This window comes from Pseudoalteromonas sp. SiA1 (genome assembly GCF_018732205.1).
Classification (GTDB): Bacteria; Pseudomonadota; Gammaproteobacteria; order Enterobacterales; family Alteromonadaceae; genus Pseudoalteromonas; species Pseudoalteromonas tetraodonis.
Genome location: NZ_CP076084.1, coordinates 3220380 through 3235271, shown reverse-complemented (window position 1 = coordinate 3235271; position 14892 = coordinate 3220380). Strand labels below are relative to the sequence as shown.

At 40.1% G+C, this 14892-nt stretch carries 13 protein-coding genes; 1 reads left to right on the top strand and 12 read right to left on the bottom strand.

The features are described 5' to 3' along the window. Positions 1-37: 37 nt before the first annotated feature. From KK487_RS15070 to KK487_RS15015, 12 genes are all read right to left on the bottom strand, one after another. Entirely contained in the window at positions 38-2695 is a 2658-nt protein-coding gene (locus KK487_RS15070) for an ExeM/NucH family extracellular endonuclease (RefSeq protein ID WP_138764458.1), read from the bottom strand. 274 nt (positions 2696-2969) lie between these two features. Beyond that, complete coding sequence (hemB, locus tag KK487_RS15065) at positions 2970-3977, bottom strand: porphobilinogen synthase (protein ID WP_008108557.1); 1008 nt, start codon at positions 3975-3977, stop codon at positions 2970-2972. A gap of 13 nt (positions 3978-3990) precedes the next feature. After that, positions 3991-5850 carry a sensor domain-containing diguanylate cyclase gene (locus tag KK487_RS15060; RefSeq protein ID WP_128583422.1) on the bottom strand — a complete coding sequence of 620 codons (1860 nt, stop codon included), beginning with the start codon at positions 5848-5850 and terminating at the stop codon, positions 3991-3993. After that, the gene (locus KK487_RS15055; RefSeq protein ID WP_128583421.1) at positions 5850-6635 is read right to left on the bottom strand and encodes a TatD family hydrolase; all 786 of its coding nucleotides are present in this window, start codon (positions 6633-6635) and stop codon (positions 5850-5852) included. The genes KK487_RS15060 and KK487_RS15055 overlap by 1 nt, the downstream gene beginning before the upstream one ends. Further along, on the bottom strand, positions 6635-7144 hold the full coding sequence (locus KK487_RS15050; RefSeq protein ID WP_090495089.1) for a hypothetical protein: 510 nt from the start codon (positions 7142-7144) through the stop codon (positions 6635-6637). Before KK487_RS15050 ends, KK487_RS15055 begins: the two co-directional genes overlap by 1 nt. A gap of 1 nt (position 7145) precedes the next feature. Continuing rightward, positions 7146-7886, bottom strand: coding sequence for a twin-arginine translocase subunit TatC (gene tatC / locus KK487_RS15045; RefSeq protein ID WP_013466202.1), 741 nt, complete (start codon positions 7884-7886; stop codon positions 7146-7148). Positions 7887-7935: 49 nt separating this feature from the next. Further along, positions 7936-8268 carry a Sec-independent protein translocase protein TatB gene (tatB, locus tag KK487_RS15040; RefSeq protein ID WP_013466201.1) on the bottom strand — a complete coding sequence of 111 codons (333 nt, stop codon included), beginning with the start codon at positions 8266-8268 and terminating at the stop codon, positions 7936-7938. Positions 8269-8273: 5 nt separating this feature from the next. Then, positions 8274-8534: a Sec-independent protein translocase subunit TatA gene (tatA, locus tag KK487_RS15035; RefSeq protein ID WP_013466200.1), complete on the bottom strand. Its 261-nt coding sequence runs from the start codon at positions 8532-8534 to the stop codon at positions 8274-8276. A 79-nt stretch (positions 8535-8613) separates the two neighbouring features. Continuing rightward, the gene (ubiB, locus tag KK487_RS15030; protein ID WP_013466199.1) at positions 8614-10215 is read right to left on the bottom strand and encodes a ubiquinone biosynthesis regulatory protein kinase UbiB; all 1602 of its coding nucleotides are present in this window, start codon (positions 10213-10215) and stop codon (positions 8614-8616) included. Between the two features lie 17 nt (positions 10216-10232). Beyond that, a complete protein-coding gene (locus tag KK487_RS15025; protein WP_013466198.1) occupies positions 10233-10892 on the bottom strand; it encodes a ubiquinone biosynthesis accessory factor UbiJ in 660 nt (219 codons plus the stop codon). A 12-nt stretch (positions 10893-10904) separates the two neighbouring features. Continuing rightward, the gene (gene ubiE / locus KK487_RS15020) at positions 10905-11660 is read right to left on the bottom strand and encodes a bifunctional demethylmenaquinone methyltransferase/2-methoxy-6-polyprenyl-1,4-benzoquinol methylase UbiE (protein WP_008108541.1); all 756 of its coding nucleotides are present in this window, start codon (positions 11658-11660) and stop codon (positions 10905-10907) included. 108 nt (positions 11661-11768) lie between these two features. After that, positions 11769-12728, bottom strand: a complete 960-nt coding sequence (locus tag KK487_RS15015) for a GGDEF domain-containing protein (RefSeq protein ID WP_013466197.1) — start codon at positions 12726-12728, stop codon at positions 11769-11771. A 342-nt stretch (positions 12729-13070) separates the two neighbouring features. Here KK487_RS15015 and KK487_RS15010 point away from each other — a divergent pair, with 342 nt between their 5' ends. Further along, positions 13071-14849: a DUF885 domain-containing protein gene (locus KK487_RS15010; RefSeq protein ID WP_013466196.1), complete on the top strand. Its 1779-nt coding sequence runs from the start codon at positions 13071-13073 to the stop codon at positions 14847-14849. Positions 14850-14892: the final 43 nt, after the last annotated feature.

Here is a 14892-nt window from a genome sequence, read left to right as displayed (position 1 = left end):
AGGTCACAATACCTAATTGTTAACCGACTAATTAAGCTTAATCAGCATACTTTGTTGCTTTGTACGTTAATTTAACATTACCAAAAGGAATGGCGCCGTTTACACGCACTCGCCACTTACCTTCTTTAGGGTTGGTAAATGAACAGCTTTCGCTATTACCGAAGCTTATTGAGGCGCAATCTTTTCTGAAAAGAGTCGGGTTTCTTTTATGGCGTACAAATAAGTTTGCATCACCCCAGCCACCGTCAAGGCTAACCGTTAGCTCGTCATAACCTTGTGGGATTTCAAAGCTGTAGCTTTTCCACCAAAACCACCCGCCAATATTATTAATTTCGCCAATAATTACTTCAGGTTCTGGCTCAGGTGGCGCGATAATGGTCGAGCGAATATCGACAATAACAGGGTCATGATCTGACGCTCTGTAAGGACCTTGAGCATATAAGGTTGATTGTTGTGCGTCAGATTTAAACTCAACGTTATAATCAAGCGAGATAGGCTCATCGGCATTAATGTGCCAATCGGTTGCACTGACTACTTTATTTAATAAGCTTGGACTGACTAGGGCGTGATCTAAACTACCCGCTCGGCCAGAAAAGCTATAAGAGTAACCTAAAGTGTTGCCATCTAGCTCAGCAACCACATTTTTAAGGCCTTTATCAGCAAATGCACGGATAGGATCTTCCATTGCATAGGCGTTCATGTCGCCAACAAGAATGATATCTTCATCATCAACCCCTGTTGGTTTGCTATTTAACCAATCAGCAAATGCATTGGCGCCAGCAGTTCGAATTTCGTTCCAACATGCTTGGCCGTCATTTTGATCAGCGTTTCCACCAGTTGCACTTCCACAACCACCTTTAGATTTTAAGTGAGCAACGGCAACAGTAAAGACTTCTTCTGTCTCTAAAGACTTAAAGCTTTGCGCAATAGGTGCGCGATTGCTGTAGTCAAAAGGCGCGTCAGTTGTAATCGCTGCTGTTCCTACTTGCTGTACTTTATCAGCACGATAAATAAGCGCGGTAGTAATAGCGTCGGTGCCGATTTTATCAACGCCAAAGTCCACAAATGCATATTGATTTTGACTGTCGGCATCATTAAGTGCATTTACTAAGCTTGCAACTGCGCTAAATTCGCCAAAGCCGTCATTTTCAATTTCCATTAAGCCAATCACATCAGCTTGCATAGCACTGATAGCACTAACTAGTTTGGCCTGTTGACGAATTAATTCTACTTCTGAGTCAGCGCCTCGGCTAGTTGGGAAACCGCTGCCTTGGCCGTCGCCATTAAAGTAGTTAAGTACGTTAAAGCTGGCAACACGTAAATCAGCGTCAGGGTTTAACTCTGGTGCATCGGTACGCGGATTCGTTGCTATAAACTGAGGTGTGACCGTTGGGTGAATACGGTAAGTGCTAAAACTGTACGCTAGGGCGCCAGTAACGGTATTTACTGTATCGCCAGTACGCAGCGTATTCTCTGCTGATAATCCAGGTACAGGGTAAGCAATAGGGTCGCGATTTTGACGAGTTGAGCCATCATCTACGAGTATTTTTTTAGTTAGATTTTGCGCTTCAACCGCATTTGCTGCCGCACCAGGAAGTGCAACTTGTGTCCCTTGATATAAACGTTCGGTGGCAAGCTCTAATTCACCGTAACGACCTAAACCATAGTTATTCGTGACAACTAATGGCTGCTCTAGGGTCACCAACATACCTTCAAATGCTTCTAACTCACTTTGATCGATAACGGGTAAAGTGATTTTAGTCGGATAAGCTGAAAGGCCGGTATCACAAATAGCAACTTGGCTAACATCACCAATTTGGGTGGCATCAAAGTACTCTTCAACAGTACCTTGTACGCGAACATGGTCGCCAACATTAACATCAGTATTGGTAAAGTAAACAAATACACCTTCAGAAGTAAGGGGATTTGCATCTTCATCACTATTAAGTGAATTTACAAAAAAGCCTTTGAGCTGATCATCTGCTTGGAAATCAGCTGTCACAACGCCTTCAAATTCAACCACAGTGTTAACCAGTCGACTGCTTGCGCCTTCACCTTGAATACTGCTAATTAATGTTTTATCAGCGCCACATAGTAAAGGATCTTCAGGTTCTGGCTCAGGATTAGGTGAAGAATTCCCTGCAAAGATACCTAGATCACTAAAATCATCTTGATCAAATTGCAGCCATAGCTCACTTGGATTAAAAGCGCCATCGGCATCAGTGCGTCCGTTTAATTGAGTTTCTTTACGGCGCAGTGTTTTATTTTGTGTTTGTACGCCACCTTCAGACCAAAATGAACCTGGATCTACGCCGCGTTGACCAAAGCTATCAATAACGGTTGAGCCTTGCGTAAGTACCAGTGCGTCATCACCATTAAAGTTAGTGACGGCGCTGAGTTGATCTGCTTTTTCTTTTAATTCAACTGAAGCATTACCATTAACAATGACATACGTGCTATTAGCAGCAAGTTCACCGGTTAAATCGAGCGTATTGTTTGCCTCTGTATTGCCATTTGAATAGAGACTTAGGGTGTAGCCATCCAATGACAGTGGGGTTGTCGAATTATTAAATAGTTCTACTGCTTTATTATAGCTACTGCCCTCTACGTATTCTGATATAACGAGGTTAGCGGTAGCGGGTGCACTGAGGCTTGCTAACACAAGCGCCAATGGCGTTATTTTTGTTTTCAACATTATTATTTTTTCCCGTGTTTTTGTTTCCCCAAATGGGACGCTTAGTGTAATGAAAAATGATTACAAATAGAATACAGAATGTTAACAATATTAAGTTTTGTTATTTTTTGAGGTAGAACGTACAGTTGTGTGTTTGGTTTTAGGTAAGGCAGAGCCTGTGTAGTGTGATTACTATCTATAAAAATAGGGGGTAACGCTGCATAAATGCCAACTATGTGTTGTTCTTAAAAATAAAAAAAGGGCAATAAAGCCCTTTTATATCAATATGCTTTTATTATTTATTTAAATAGCGGGCAGCCTGCTTTGCAAAGTAAGTCAGAATGCCATCAGCACCTGCACGTTTAAATGCTAATAAAGATTCCATAATAGTGGCTTCCTCACTCAGCCAGCCGTTATCAATAGCGGCTTTATGCATCGCGTACTCACCACTTACCTGATAAGCAAATGTTGGTACACCAAATTCATCTTTAACGCGGCGTACAATGTCTAAATAAGGCATACCTGGCTTAACCATTACCATATCGGCGCCTTCTTGCAAATCAAGAGCCACTTCGCGAATAGCTTCATCAGAGTTGGCAGGATCCATTTGGTAAGTTTTTTTATCAGCGCCTTTTAAGTTTCCTGCTGAACCGACAGCATCTCTAAATGGGCCATAGTAGCTTGATGCATACTTTGCTGAATAGGCCATAATGCGAGTGTGAATAAAGCCATCGGCTTCAAGGGCTTCACGAATTGCACCAATACGCCCATCCATCATGTCTGATGGGGCAACAACATCAGCACCTGCATGTGCGTGTGATAGCGCCTGCTTAACTAAAATTTCGGTAGTGACGTCATTAATTACATAACCTGCATCATCAATAATGCCGTCTTGACCATGCACAGTAAATGGGTCAAGTGCAACATCGGTGATCACGCCAAGCTCTGGAAAGGTTTCTTTTAATGCGCGAACAGTTCTTTGTGCTAAGCCATCATCGTTATACGCTTCTTCAGCGAGTAGAGATTTTTTATCTGCAGGGGTAACAGGGAAAATAGCGAGCGCAGGGACGCCTAAATCAACTAATTCTTTAGCTTCTTCTAGCAGTAAATCAATTGATAAACGTTCAATGCCGGGCATCGATTCAATGCTTTCACGACGATTTTTACCTTCAAGCACAAAAACAGGATAAATAAGATCATTAACACTCAGCTGGTTTTCAGCCATAAGGCGACGAGAGAAATCATTACGGCGCATTCTACGCATGCGAGTATATGGGAAAAGGTCTAGTCCAGATTGGGCCATAAGTTATACGCTCCTACTGTGAGATTGGAAAATTAACCACTTGATTGCGGCCATGTTGTTTTGCTAGATAGAGTGCCTTATCGGCACGCTCAGTAAATGTTTCAGGGTTATGAACATCATCGGCAATATGAGTATAAACACCGGCACTAATGGTGTATTTAATCGTAGTACCTGCAACACTGACAGTGTTTTTTTCTATTGCGCACCGTATTTGCTCGGCAATAGCTAACGCACCTTGATTATTAGTATTGGGTAGCAGGACGACAAATTCTTCACCACCATAACGCGCCACTTCATCAAGAGGACGTTTTAATTGTTGTTTAATAACATCACAGACTGCTCGAATTACCTGATCGCCGGTTAAGTGGCCATACGTATCGTTGATTGCTTTAAACTTATCTATATCAAGCATAATGATGCTCAAGGGTGTTTGCTCACGGCGTGAACGGCGAATTTCCATGATTATTTTTTTATCAAAAAAGCGTCTATTTTTTACCCCTGTTAGAGCATCTTCCATATTGAGTTGTTCAAGCTCACGGTTTTTATCTTCAAGTTCCCTAAGCGTGACTTGTAACTCAAAGGTGCGCTCATCAACTTGGTTTTCAAGTTCATGACGAGTGCGCTCTTGTAATTCAATCCGCTCATTTAAGAGCGCATCTTGCGCTGCACTTTTTGCAATCAATGCCTGTTGTGTTGTGACTTGCTCATCGCGTTGTAATATAAATAATTTTATGACGGTGTAGCTTAAACAAAATGAGCAGCTTAAAGAGGCCGCGAAGGTGAGTATTAAGCTGGATCTAGTGACGGTATACAGGCCTGTTAACGCAACGGAAAAATGAATGACTACAATTAAAAAGAACCCAAGTGCCATAAATAGAGATTTATTGGGGCTCGTGGGGTTTTTTCGTAGGTAAAATAATGTTGTGACAACATGATAACTTAAAATGACAGGAATGCTTAAAATAGCAAACAAAGCCACGCTTGGAGTAGGCAGCAACCCTATAAGTACAATAACCAATGCATATAAGGTGGTAATTATTGTTTGCCCTTTAACTAAGTTGGATTTAATGGGTATGCAAACATGGCGCTGTAAAGGAAGAAACAATACCGTGATCAGCATTAGCAAAATAGGCAGCATTAACTGTTGCAAGGCTGCTATGCTTGGGGGGGCATAACGAAACCCAAACCCGCCTAAATATGCTAAAAATAGGCTAAGCATCAGTGTAATCACACCGGCATAGGCAAAATAATGTTTACGTGAAAAAGCAAATAAAACCAAGCTACTGATAGCCAAAGAAAAAATAAATCCAATCAGTAATCCATAGTGCAAGTTAAGCATACTTTTATGGGCTAATAATGTATCTTGTTGCCATAAGGTGAGGGGGACGCGAAGCCCGATTCCCGCATTATTATTAACGTTAAGATAAACGGTGGTTTCGCTGTTAGCGGGAAGTGTTAATTTAACCAGCAAAGACTCACTTTTAATCGCTCTATCAGATAAAGGAAGAGCATCACCAAGATGTTCCGATTTTAGTTGCTTCTCACCCATAAAGTGGTACAGGTATACATTGTTTAGAAGTGGGTTATCTAACGATAAAATTGGCTCTGTTGGCTTATTAAGATAATTATTTAGTTGAAATTTAATCCACACAGGGCGAGTTTCAAGACCTAAATTAAGCGGTTTATTATTAAGTAACTGCCATTGTTGTAAGTTGCTTTGTTGTGCATCTTCTAATGAATTTGGGGTAAATGAATAATGAATAGACTCTATTTTTTTTGAACTAAATTCGCTATTTATATCGATTGCACTTGCAGGGAAACAGGATGTAAAAAACACCATGATGAATGCCAGCAAGGTGCTAAAGATGCGCATTATTTTTTCTCTAATCCAAATAAGCGATTAAAGTTTTCACGAGTATGCTTTGCCACTTCAGATGCCGGAATGCCATAAAGCTGAGCAAGCGTGTCACACACATAATGCAGCAATGCTGGCTCGTTTCGTCTTGATTTTGGCTTTGGTTTAACAGTACGAGGAATTAAAAATGGCGAATCGGTTTCTATTAATAAACGTTCAATAGGAATACTCGGTATAAGTTGCTGTAACTCCTCGCCACGTCGTTCGTCACATACCCAGCCGGTAATACCAATATAAAGTCCTAAGTTTAAGTAACCTAAGAGTGCTTGTGCATTACCTGTAAAGCAGTGCAGGACACCGCGAACAGTAAACTCTTTTAAAATAGTGAGCATATCCTCACTGGCATCACGTTCATGCAAATAAACAGGCAAGTTGAGTTTTTCAGCTAATGCGAGCTGACGACGCAAAACAGCACGTTGTATATCTCTAGGGGAAAAGTCGCGATTGTAATCTAGTCCGCATTCACCTATGGCAATAACCTGCTCATTTTGAGCGAGCTGAGTAAGTTGTTGCTCAAGCTCAGGGGTTGCTGTTTTAGCGTCATGAGGGTGAATACCAGCGGTAGCATATTGATTATAGTGCGCAGCAAGTGCTAATGATTCTTCACTGGAGCTGATATCACAGCCAATAATCAGCATTTGGTTTACGCCCGCATCTTTTGCTCTGGCGAGCACCTCTTGATGCTGACCATCAAATTGATGATTAGTTAAATTTACGCCAGCATCAATTAACGTGTATTGCATTACTGAGTACGTTTTACACGAATTGAACGGTTTTGATCTGCTTTTTTAAGTAAAAAAGAGTTGAATACGCCACGGCTAATAATAACAGTATCGCCTTCGTCTAATCTTAAGCTATCTGAACCAATTTGACGCCATTGCTGGTTATTTTCTAAGGTAATGATTAGCTCACCATAAGGTGCTTTTTTAACAGATGAAATCTTTGACGTAATAGACTCTTCACCATTTTCCGCAATTTCTTTATGCTCTAAACCAAACTCTTTTGCTTTAGTGGCCACAGGCGCTGTTGCAGCGGGAGCCTCAGCTTTTACATTTGTTTGTGCCGATTTGCTTAGCTGGCTTTGTGCTGGTTGTGTTAAAGACTTTCCGGCAATGGTGTTGTCGTAGCAGAGTAAACGATTAAAGTCGTTTTCAATAAAACTACAGGCTTGCAAAGCTTGCTCATTAATAGGAGTAGCGGCTAAAACCGGTACGCTGACTAAAGCGAGTAAAGAAAGTAAATACTTGTTCATATTATTCCTTAGATTCTTGTTGTGGTTTTGCGGTATAAAATTTAGCTAAAATTAAACCAAGCTCAAATAAAAGCAGCATAGGTAGTGCCAATAGGGTTTGTGAAAGCACATCAGGTGGCGTTAAAAACATTGCCACTACAAATACGCCAACCACTATATAGGGACGCTTTTCTTTTAAACTTTGTGTGGTTGTTGCACCGCTCCAGCAGAGCAACATAATTGCAACTGGGATTTCAAATGCGATCCCAAAAGCAAAAAACAGCTTGAGCACAAAGCCTAAATAACTACTTATATCGGGCGCAAGCGTCATCATTTGCGGCCCTACACTGGTGAAAAACCCTAAAATTATAGGCAGCACCACAAAGTAACAAAAAGCAATGCCACTATAAAATAAGATAATACTGGAAGCCAATATGGGCATCAGCATTTTCTTTTCATGTTGATATAAACCCGGGGCTATAAACCCCCAAATTTGATGCAAAATCCAAGGAATGGCAGCAAATAAAGCAACAAATAACGTCAGCTTAAAAGGGGCAAAAAACGGTGCAGTAACATCCGTTGCAATCATAGTGGCTGTACTAGGTAAATGAGCAACTAAAGGAGCGGCTACAAAGGTATAAATATCGTTTGCAAAGTAAATTAAGCCAATAAAAATCACTAAAATACTTAATAACGATTTAATTAGCCGGTCACGTAATTCAATTAAATGAGCGACAAACCCTGATTTTACTTCCTCAGTCATTGTGTTTTATACCGTGTATTAATTGCATGAAAAAAAGAGAGTGCTATGTTCACTTTGAGTCATCTGTTTGTTGGCTATTTGATGCTGGCGTTTGACTTTTTTTATAGCTATGGGTGACTGATTGCGCCGCTTGTTGTAGCTCAGAAACAGAGTTTTGTAGGTCAGGACTTAAATCTTTAAGACCTTGTTGCTCTGCTTTTTTTAGATTTTCGTGTAGTTCATGTACACGAAGCTCCTCGCTCACCTCCGCTTTTACGGAATTGGCCATTGCTTTTGCTGTTTTAACCCAACGGCTCACAGTTCTAATAGCGACAGGTAAGCGCTCAGGACCAAGCACCACCAAACCGACAATAAATACCACAACAAGCTCCCACATTCCCATGCTGGTTAAACCTTGTCGTTGTCTTTAGTTTTGCTAGTTGTACTTGAATCGATAGGTGTTGATTCTGCTGATTTTTCAATGTGTTCTGTTTTATTTTCGCTGGCTTGTTTTTCAGCGCTTTGTTCATCCGACATCGCTTTTTTAAAACCTTTAACTGCGCCGCCTAAATCACCACCGATACCGCGTAGCTTTTTGGTACCAAATAAAAGTACAATGATTGCAAGTACAATTAATAGCTGCCAAATACTAATACCACCAAACCCCATGGTTTTCTCCTGCTTTTAAAGCCGTTAATATTAAGATTAAATGCTGATTATACGCCCACAGCGGTAAATAGCACTTAGTTTATGCGCGGCGCCAAGCCGCTATAAAGCCAACTACAGCACAGCCTAAGACAACGCCAGCAGCCATTAAGTTGTGTTGTAAATAAAATAATGCTGAAACAATCATCGCTGCACTACTAAAAAGTCCTAAAACCAAGGGCTTATGTGAAACCGTTGATGTTGGAGGTTGTGCGTGCGGTGCTCGTTTTAAATTTTGATAAATTAAATCAGGCAACTCAGGCATTTTTTCTGCCCAAAACGGTAAGTTTGCATACATTTGCTTTAGTACAGAAAGCGGGCCAACCTGTTGTTTTACCCAGTCTTCTAAAAACGGTTTTGCGGTTTTCCACAAATCTAGTTGTGGATAAAGCTGGCGACCTAAGCCTTCAACATACAACAAGGTTTTTTGTAATAATACGAGTTGTGGTTGAACCTGCATATTAAAACGACGTGCAGTATTAAATAAATTAACCAGTACATGGCCAAATGATATTTCAGCAAGTGGTTTATTAAAAATGGGCTCGCAAACGGTACGAATGGCAAATTCAAACTCTTCAATGCTGGTATCGGGCGGCACCCATCCTGAATCAACATGTAGCTGAGCTACTTGGCGGTAGTCACGATTAAAAAAGGCAATAAAGTTTTCAGCTAAATAACGTTTATCTTCTTTGTTAAGTGTTCCCACAATGCCGCAATCTATGCCAATATATTTAGGATTGTGCGGGTTTTCGCGCGACACAAAAATATTGCCAGGGTGCATATCTGCATGAAAAAAACTATCGCGGAATACTTGGGTAAAAAACACTTCCACTCCGCGCTCAGCTAGTAATTTCATATTGGTATTTTGTGCCATCAGTGCTTCAGTATCTGACACCGGAATTCCGTAAATTCGCTCCATAACCAGCACATTATTGCGGCTGTAGTCACTGTATACTGTTGGAATATATAGCGATTCTGAGTCTTCAAAATTACGCTTTAATTGAATGCCGTTAGCACCCTCACGCATTAAGTCTAGTTCATCGAGTAATGTTTTTTTATACTCTTTAACCACTTCTACAGGGCGTAAGCGTTTCGCTTCATTAATTAACTTACCAACAACTTTAGCTAATTTTTCCATTAAGGCTAAATCGGCATTAATTTGCTGCTCAATGTTAGGGCGAATAACTTTAATAACAACATCTTGCGATTCGCCCTGCGCGTCAACGAGGGTGGCAGTATGCACTTGAGCAATTGAGGCCGATGCCAAGGGGGTTTGTGAAAACTCGCTAAATAGCTGGCTAATATCATCTATTTCTAATGCTTTTTCGATGATCTTTTGCGCTAATTCACCTTCAAAAGGTTCTACCTGATCTTGTAAAAATGCTAACTCTAGCGCGATATCGTGGGGTAACAAGTCACGACGGGTTGAGAGCATTTGGCCAAATTTTATCCACACCGGGCCAAGTTGTTGCAGCGCTAAACGAAGTCTTAAGCCCGGGGGTTTATTTTTGTGTTGGTTGCGCAACCAAAACAAACTTCCTCGTGCAAGTTTAGCAAACCAAGGTACTTTGTGTTTTGGAATAAGCTCATCGAGTCCGTAGCTAAGCAGGGTTTTAGTTATGTAATACAGTCGGGCAGTTGACACAAAAAATCCTTAGCGCGTTAAAGTGCTTTAATTAGGGCGTTAATGCGTTGCTCAATGGCAGCAACTTGGCTTTTTAGTGCTCTATTTTGTTGTTTAAATTGCGCAAGCTCTAATGGGTGAATTGTAATTGCCAATTCATCTTGGAACAGGCTGATCAAGGTGCTATCGAGCTGTGATTTTGCTTTTTTACCTTGCTGCTTAAACGACTGAAAGTGCAAATAAAGTTGTTGTGCAGGTGCATCCCCAACATACTTTGCTAGTTGCTCTGGCCAATCAATGTCTAAACTTGAAAAGGCGGAACTATAATTTTGAGCTATGTTTAAATCCCCTTGCAAATCAAGTTTGTCTTGACGTATAAGCTGGGTAAGCATGGCTGGATTTTTAAGAGCTAACAAGGTGTTTATATTGGCACTGATCATACAGTCAGCGTCAGCATGTGCTAATGCAGTGTAAAGATGTAGCTGCTGATTGGCATAAGTAATGGCTATTTTTTGCTGCCAATCTCTAACTTCAACTAATAAACGCTGATGTTCTACCGCTTTTAGCTTATCGACTAAGCTCGGGTCGAGTTTAAGCGCTTGATTTAATACTTGTTCAATAAGCGAAAGCACAAAGCTCGGTAGCATAAAAAAACTGCTTTCAGCCGATTGTTCTTTATTGTTTTCTTCAAGCGCCATAAATTACTAACCTTAGTATTTAAACCCACGGTGAAGTGCAACAATGCCGCCTGTAAGGTTTTGATAAGTTGCTTGTTCAAATCCTGCTTCGACCATCATCGCTTTTAGCGTTTCTTGATCTGGATGCATACGAATTGACTCAGCTAAATATTGGTATGATTCACTGTCGTTAGCAACCAACTTACCCATAGTAGGTAAAATGTTGAAAGAGTAAAAATCATATGCTTTGCTCAACAATTCTTGCTCTGGTTTTGAAAACTCAAGAATGAGTAAACGACCACCTGGCTTTAAAATACGATACATAGAGCGCAGCGCTTTATTTTGATCCGTCACATTACGTAAACCAAAAGCAATCGTAATTAAATCAAAGCTATTATCAGGGAAAGGCAAGGCTTCGGCATTCATTTGTACGTAATCAATGTTGCCTACAAGGCCTAAGTTATGCAGCTTTTCGCGGCCTACTTTTAACATTGAAGAGTTTATATCACCTAAAACAACCTGACCGGTTTCGCCAACAAGCTGGCTAAACTTTGCAGTTAAATCGCCAGTACCACCGGCTAAATCTAATACATGATGACCTTTACGAATACCTGAGCTGGCAATTGTTTGACGTTTCCATAAACGATGAATACCAAAAGACATGAGATCATTCATAACATCGTACTTTGTCGCAACAGAATGAAATACATCAGCAACCATAGAAGCTTTTTCGGTTTCGGCAACAGTTTTATAGCCAAAATGCGTGGTCTTTTCAGGGTTCTCGTTCATGATTAATCTCTATCGTGGTAATAAAGACTAGTGTACTTGATTGTGCACCAAGGGTGCAATTTGAATATGATTTATCAGTTAATTTTATTGTTTGAACAGTGTACTGGGTTATTGAGAAGAGCGTGACTTAAAAGCGGCGTTTGAGGCACTTTTAACTAGCTGGTTAAAGTCGCCTTGTTGTTGCTCAGTGATCCCTAGTGAGAGAGAAATGGGGGGTAGTTTTAGATCGCTTTTTGAACTAATAAAACGTAGCTTTTCAACTCCGCTTATCACTTTTTGTGCAATAAGGTTAGCGGTTTCGGGCTCTATGTTAGCAAGTAAAACGATGAATTGATCTTTTGCAGAGCGCCCAGCTAAGCCACTTTGCGAAACATATTTTTGCACTTGCTTAGCCACTTTATTTAAAATCACTTCGCCAATGGCATCGCCAAAATTATTAATAAAATGCTCTAAATTATCAATTTGAATTGCAATAGCTGAGATTGATTTGTCTTGTTTTAACCATAACTGTGTTTGTTTGGTTAAATAATGGCGTTTATATAAGCCAGTTTGTGGGTCAATCACATGTTGTTTGCGTAAGGTATTAAGTTGTTTTTTAGTTGCTTCGTGTAGTTTTTTGGCCTGACTTAGTTGGTGTTTAAATTGTGCTTGTTGCGTTAATAAAAGCTGAGTTTGTTCATTAAGCCTTTCTAAAGCAATACGGCTGTTGGCAATATTATTTTCATCTAGAGAGTGCATACAGTCATTAACATGACCTGCAAAGTCATTTAGCTTTTTTTCGGTCTGTTGAGCATTTTGCGATAGTGAATTGATCACGCCATTGACGTTTTCAATTATTGCTACTTCGGTTTTATGCCCTTGATTTAAATATTCAAAATAGAGTTGTTCAATAAACAGCTCATCAATATTTTGATGGGCATCTATGGCATCATCAATGGCATTATTAAGCGCAAAATGGATTTTACTAATGTATGTATACACAACTTGAAAATTTAAGGGGGTAGGAGGCAAAACATGATGCTCTAAAAACATACATACTTTTGTCATTTTTTCTTGTGCTAAAGCCATGGAATCATGGAACATCATTTGCAATTACCAACCAAATACGCATAAATGCTGATTTATAAAACTCGTCCAATGAGGCAATTTGCTTCCAAGCAACGATACAATAATCATTATATCCGTTATTTAAAAGTAAAATGAGTCGGAGTTGGCTAAAATAGCACTATAATTTCAATAACCGTTGTTTTTCTGAGCAATTACTCTAAGTTATTTATAGTTTTGTATTAACTTAAGTTAATACAATGTCTCACGGGCGTATATTTTGCGCAGTTGGTCGTATATCTATTTGCTATTTATCTAGGCTACGATAGGTTTATCACATCTGTAATATTACTAAGATCACTCACTATGAATTTATCTCTTTCAAAACAAATGCGTCTTTCCTTATTAAGTGTCACTTTAGTGTGCTCACTAAGCGCGTGTCAGCTCACCGCAATTAATGCGGATCAACAATTTACGCAAGCGGCTGAAAATATCGTACAGCATCGCCAAAATGTTAGCCCGTATAGTAACCCCGAAGGAGTTGATGGCTACTTATTACCTAATTTGTCAGCTGAATTTTTAGCGCAGCAATATCAAAAAAACACCCAGTTATTAGCAGATTTAGATGCCATAGATGTAAGTAAGCTCAGTGATGAAAACCAAATTAACTACAGTATTATTCGAGCGCAAGTGCAAAATAGTGTTGATGAATATGTATTTAATACGCACTACATGCCTTTAACGTCAGAATATGGATTCCATTCAAGCCTATCGTTTATTGTTAATAGCTCTGATTATAAAACCGCACAAGATTATCAACACTATTTAAAGCGATTACAGCAAGTTCCGCGCTTTTTTGAGCAAAATATGGCATGGATGCGCAAAGGATTAGAGGTTGGTTTAACTCAACCCAAAGCGGTGTTAATTGGTTATCAAGACTCGATTACTGCTTACATTGTTGATGACGTCACACAATCTGAATTTTATAAGCCATTTTTAAACAATACCGCGGGTTTAAGTGATAGTGAATTTGCAGATTTGCAACAACAAGCTAAAGCAATTATCAGTAGCCAAGTTATTAATGCCTACAAAGACTACTTAACTTTTTTTAATAACGAATACTTACCAGGCGCACGTAGTGATATTGGTATTTCGTCAACACCAAATGGTGAGGCCTTTTATGCAAATCGTGCTAAATATTACACCACCACACAAATGACCCCAAAAGAAATACATGAGCTGGGTTTAGCGGAGGTTGCGCGCATTCGTAGTGAAATGGAAGCGGTTATTAAAGAAGTAGGTTTTAAAGGCACGTTTGCAGAATTTATCCACTTTTTACGAACAGATCCGCAGTTTTACGCCACAACGCCTGAGCAATTATTAAAAGAGGCCGCGTATATTGCCAAAAAAATGGATGCGCAGTTGCCTAAATTATTTCATACCTTACCGCGCAAACCTTATGGCGTAGCGCCGGTGCCTGCCAATATTGCTCCTAAGTACACTACTGGGCGCTATTCGGGTTCGAGCCGTGATGATCAAGCCGGCTTTTATTGGGTGAATACCTACGCTTTAGATAAACGACCACTCTACGCTTTAGAAGCATTAACTTTGCACGAAGCTGTTCCGGGTCATCATTTACAAATATCACTCAATGCAGAACTTGAAAGCTTACCTAGCTATCGCCGTGATGCGTATTTATCAGCGTTTGGTGAGGGCTGGGGACTGTATTCAGAGTACTTAGGTGTTGAAGCGGGTTTTTATCAAGACCCGTACAGCAACTTTGGTCGTTTAACCTACGAAATGTGGCGTGCTGCACGTTTAGTGGTTGATACGGGTATGCACATGTACGGCTGGAGTCGTGAGCGTGCAATGAATTTTATGGCCGATAATACGGCGCTTTCATTACACAATGTAAAAACAGAAACCGATCGTTATATTTCATGGCCTGCACAAGCGTTGTCATACAAAATTGGTGAGTTAACAATTAAACGTCTGCGTGCAGAGGCCGAGCAAGCATTAGGTCAGCAGTTTGATATTCGTGAGTTTCATCATCAAATATTACGCCATGGTTCAGTGCCTTTGTCGGTGCTTGAGCAGCAAATACGTTTGTATATACAAGCAGAATTAGCAAAAACAGATAGCTAAAAGCGCATTATTTTGAAACTATAAAAGTGTGGTGTTATTTAAT

Coding starts and splice junctions, on each gene's coding strand:
- KK487_RS15070 (WP_138764458.1), bottom strand. CDS start 2,695: ATGTTGAAAACAAAAATAACGCCATTGGCGCTTGTGTTAGCAAGCCTC.
- hemB (WP_008108557.1), bottom strand. CDS start 3,977: ATGGCCCAATCTGGACTAGACCTTTTCCCATATACTCGCATGCGTAGA.
- KK487_RS15060 (WP_128583422.1), bottom strand. CDS start 5,850: ATGCGCATCTTTAGCACCTTGCTGGCATTCATCATGGTGTTTTTTACA.
- KK487_RS15055 (WP_128583421.1), bottom strand. CDS start 6,635: ATGCAATACACGTTAATTGATGCTGGCGTAAATTTAACTAATCATCAA.
- KK487_RS15050 (WP_090495089.1), bottom strand. CDS start 7,144: ATGAACAAGTATTTACTTTCTTTACTCGCTTTAGTCAGCGTACCGGTT.
- tatC (WP_013466202.1), bottom strand. CDS start 7,886: ATGACTGAGGAAGTAAAATCAGGGTTTGTCGCTCATTTAATTGAATTA.
- tatB (WP_013466201.1), bottom strand. CDS start 8,268: ATGGGAATGTGGGAGCTTGTTGTGGTATTTATTGTCGGTTTGGTGGTG.
- tatA (WP_013466200.1), bottom strand. CDS start 8,534: ATGGGGTTTGGTGGTATTAGTATTTGGCAGCTATTAATTGTACTTGCA.
- KK487_RS15025 (WP_013466198.1), bottom strand. CDS start 10,892: ATGGCGCTTGAAGAAAACAATAAAGAACAATCGGCTGAAAGCAGTTTT.
- ubiE (WP_008108541.1), bottom strand. CDS start 11,660: ATGAACGAGAACCCTGAAAAGACCACGCATTTTGGCTATAAAACTGTT.
- KK487_RS15015 (WP_013466197.1), bottom strand. CDS start 12,728: ATGGCTTTAGCACAAGAAAAAATGACAAAAGTATGTATGTTTTTAGAG.
- KK487_RS15010 (WP_013466196.1), top strand. CDS start 13,071: ATGAATTTATCTCTTTCAAAACAAATGCGTCTTTCCTTATTAAGTGTC.